The following is a 3558-nucleotide window of genomic DNA, read 5'->3' on the forward strand; positions in this document are numbered from 1 at the left end:
AGTAGAGTAGGCGGTGAGCGCCGTGCCGTCTTGCAACGGCCGGTTTCTCCCCGCCTCTCCCCGAACCGGGCATGCGCCTTTCGTTACGCACCCGGCCCTCCAGAAGACAAGGCGAAGTCAGGCATATCCATCCATGCGAGACGGAAGCGGCAGACGGAGGTCCAGGCGAGCATGTGTTGCTCGACCATTCCCTCGCGCCAGAGCCGTCTCGTCGGTCGGCGAGCACTGGGCTGGTGGGCCGCCCAGATGTCACCAGACCGCGCTTTGGGGCGTTTCTTCCGCAACCAGCGCTCGATCCGCATGCCAGTGTACCAGTCGAGACTGGTGAACACTCGGCCGGCATAGGCACAGTGGCGATAATAGTTCGCCCACCCACGCAGGATGGGATTGAGCTCCTGAAGCTTGGTGGCCAGACTGCACGGGGTAGACCTCGTTCCCGTACAAGCCTTGACCTTGCGACGCAGGTTCATAGCCTTTGCCTTGGGGATCTCAATGCGCGGGCCATAGCCGTAGCGTTTGTCCCAATGCATGACGAAGCGGAATCCGAGGAATTCGAACCCCTCCGTTATGGCTGTGACCTTCGTCTTTTCCGGCGACAACTCGACGCCCATGGTCTGGCGCAGGTAGTCCGCCAGCGCGGCTTTTTCCGCGACGGCATCCTCCCGTGTACCAGACACCAGCACGACGAAGTCATCGGCGTAGCGCACCGGCAGAAACGCACAGCGACCAGCCATGCGATCCCAATAGCGTGCTCTGCCTGCCGCGGTCCGCCCGTCACATCTGCGGTCGGCATGGGCCTTGGTGCGTTGATACACCCACCGTTCATACCGCTCTTCGATCGCGCTGAGCGCGATATTGGCGAGCAGTGGTGAGAGAATCCCGCCCTGAGGCGTGCCAGCGTCCGTGCGAAGGAACTGCTCCTCCGACAGAACGCCGGCTTTCAGGAACTGCCCGATCAGCCTCGTCACCCGCCGGTCAGCCACGCGCTGGCGCAGCCGCTCTAACAGGTGATGATGACTTAAATTATCGAACGACAGCGTCAGTTGATACCCCCTTCCATAACCCGGCGGATCGGGATTCCATCGAGATTGAGGTTACCGATCCGCGGCATCCGCTCTTCGGCCGCCGGTTCCTGCTGGTCTCGGTGAGCGCGCGCCGGCGTGACGGCCACGCTCTCGTCGCTTATCGCGATCGCATGGTGCTGAAGCTCCCGATTGCAGCGACGAGCCTTGCTCTACGGCCGTCGTGTGAGCCGCCGTGCAAGCTGACACGCGAGGCACTGGAGGAGCTGATCGCCCTGGCCGACGAGTGCGGGGTGGCGCCATGCCAGTACGACCCGAACACCTCTGGAAACGCTTGCCCGACGAACTCCGCACCGCGATCGCCGACGATGTCGCCACCATCCTCACAGAGGTGATCCATGAGATCAGAGCTTATCACCGACCGCCACCTGGCCCGCCGCGCGGTCATCTACATCCGCCAGTCCAGTCCGCACCAGGTGCTGACCAATCAAGAAAGCCTGCGCCTGCAGTACGATCTGCGCCAGCGCGCGCTCGGCCTCGGATGGCGTGAGGACGACGTCGAGATCATCGATGTCGACCTCGGGCTGAGCGGCGCGGCCGCTGTCCATCGCGAGGGCTTCAAGGACCTGATCGCGCGCGTCACCCTCGGCCAGATTGGCATCGTGCTCTCCTCCGAGGTGACGCGCCTGACCCGGAACTGTTCGGACTGGTACCCGCTGCTCGATCTGTGCGGCTACAGGGATTGCCTCATCGCCGACCGCGATGGCGTCTATGATCCAAGCACCGCCAATGGGCGCCTGCTGCTCGGGCTCAAGGGAACCCTCTCCGAAGTCGAGTTGCACACGATCCGCGCCCGCCTTACGGCCGGTCTCCTGAACAAGGCCGCACGCGGAGAGCTGGCGCTGATCTTGCCGGTCGGCCTTGTCCGCGAGACTGGCGGTGTGGTGGTCAAGAACCCGGACCGCGAGGTGCAAGCCCGTCTTGATCTGATCTTTGCGACCTTCCTGCGGGGCCGCTCGGCCAGCAAGGTGCTGCGCGCCTTCAACGAGCGCGGCCTGAGCATCCCGCGCCGGGGCCGGTTCGGCGATACGCTCTGGCGCCCGCCCACCGTTGCGGCCATCCTGCAGGTGCTGAAGAACCCCGCGTACGCCGGCGCTTTTGTCTACGGGCGCACCCGCTCGATCCGCACAGCGCCCTCAGGCAGAGCTTCGCAAAAGAGGCTCCCGCGCGAGCAGTGGAGGATCGTCGTGAAGGACCAGTACCCCGCCTATATCAGCTGGGCGACGTTCGAGAAGATCGAGGCCATGTTGCGCGACAATTACGCCGAGTACGACCGGAACAAGACGCGCGGCGTGCCGCGGGAGGGCGCCGCGCTGCTGCATGGGATGGTTTACTGCGGCGCGTGCGGCCACAAGATGGTGGTCCAGTACAAGGGCGGAGCCCGGTACATGTGCAACTATCTTCGTCAGCAGCATGGCGTTCCGGTGTGCCAAGTCATCCCGGCCGCGCCGGTCGATGCCGAGGCCGTGGCGGCTTTCTTCAAGGCTCTTACCCCGGCCGAACTGGATGCCTACACGCAGGCTGTTTCCCTCCGGCGCGAGGCGGATGCCGCCGCGCTGAAGGCTCAGGCGCAGCAGGTTGAGCGGCTGCGCTACCGGGCGGCGCTGGCCGAACGGCAGTTCGATCAGGTCGACCCGGACAACCGTCTCGTCGCCGCCGAACTCGAGCGGCGCTGGGAGGAGACGTTGCGCGATTTGCGCCAGGCCGAAGCCGCGCTCGCCGATGCGGCGCAGGACGAAGGCCGCGTCATCCCGTTCGGTGTCGGCCCTGACCTCCAAGCCGCATTTGCCGAAGTCGGTCGGTACCTGCCGGATCTATGGTCCCAGCCGGCCCTCACCACGGCGCGCAAGAAGGCGCTCCTGCGCTGCCTCATCGACAAGGTGGTGATCCACCGTGCCGTCCGGGACACGATCGCCCTGCGCATCGTCTGGCGCGGCGGCGCGACGAGCGAGATCGCGCTGCCGATCACGGTCGGCTCGCTCGCCGAGCTGTCACGGAGCGGCGAGATGGAGGCCGCCATCATCGAGCGCGCCCGCGCGGGTGAGAGTGATGCAGCCATCGCCGCCGCGCTGACCGTCGCCGGGCACCGCTCACCTCTGCGCCAGACGGTGTTGCCGAGCACGGTCCAGGCCATCCGGCTGCGGCACGGCATCCTGCGCGAACGCCGCCAGTCGCATCCGCGCCGCATCCCCGGCTTCCTGACAGTGTCCCAACTCGCGGCCCAGCTCGGCGTCACCCCGCACTGGATCTATGACCGCATTTACAACGGCACGATTGTCATTGAACTGGATGCCAAGACAGGTCTCTATCTGTTCCCGGACGGCCTCACGACCTTGCGCGCGTTCCAAAAGCTCAAAGCCGGCAAGGTGGACCGCCTCTCTCCCGTCCCCCGGTTGGCTTGTTGAGGAGGGCAGTAAGATGCGTGATCGAAACAGCCCTGAATGTCGCCTTCTATGACCCACGGATACGACATCCG

2 protein-coding genes are annotated in these 3558 nt (G+C 65.3%); one reads left to right on the forward strand and one right to left on the reverse strand.

Features of this window, described 5'->3' with window-relative positions; genetic code table 11:
* Positions 1-83: 83 nt before the first annotated feature.
* Complete coding sequence (locus tag AA309_RS30705; RefSeq protein ID WP_084731854.1) at positions 84-1043, reverse strand: group II intron maturase-specific domain-containing protein; 960 nt, start codon at positions 1041-1043, stop codon at positions 84-86.
* Positions 1044-1420: 377 nt separating this feature from the next.
* On the opposite strand from AA309_RS30705, the gene AA309_RS30715 reads away from it, so the two are divergent.
* Positions 1421-3487: a recombinase family protein gene (locus AA309_RS30715; protein WP_047192825.1), complete on the forward strand. Its 2067-nt coding sequence runs from the start codon at positions 1421-1423 to the stop codon at positions 3485-3487.
* Positions 3488-3558 lie beyond the last annotated feature (71 nt).

This window comes from Microvirga vignae (assembly GCF_001017175.1).
In the GTDB taxonomy this organism is placed as follows: domain Bacteria; phylum Pseudomonadota; class Alphaproteobacteria; order Rhizobiales; family Beijerinckiaceae; genus Microvirga; species Microvirga vignae.

What these genes read in the sequence shown, in the direction of transcription:
- AA309_RS30715 (WP_047192825.1), top strand. Translation starts at nt 1,421, where the DNA reads ATGAGATCAGAGCTTATCACCGACCGCCACCTGGCCCGCCGCGCGGTC.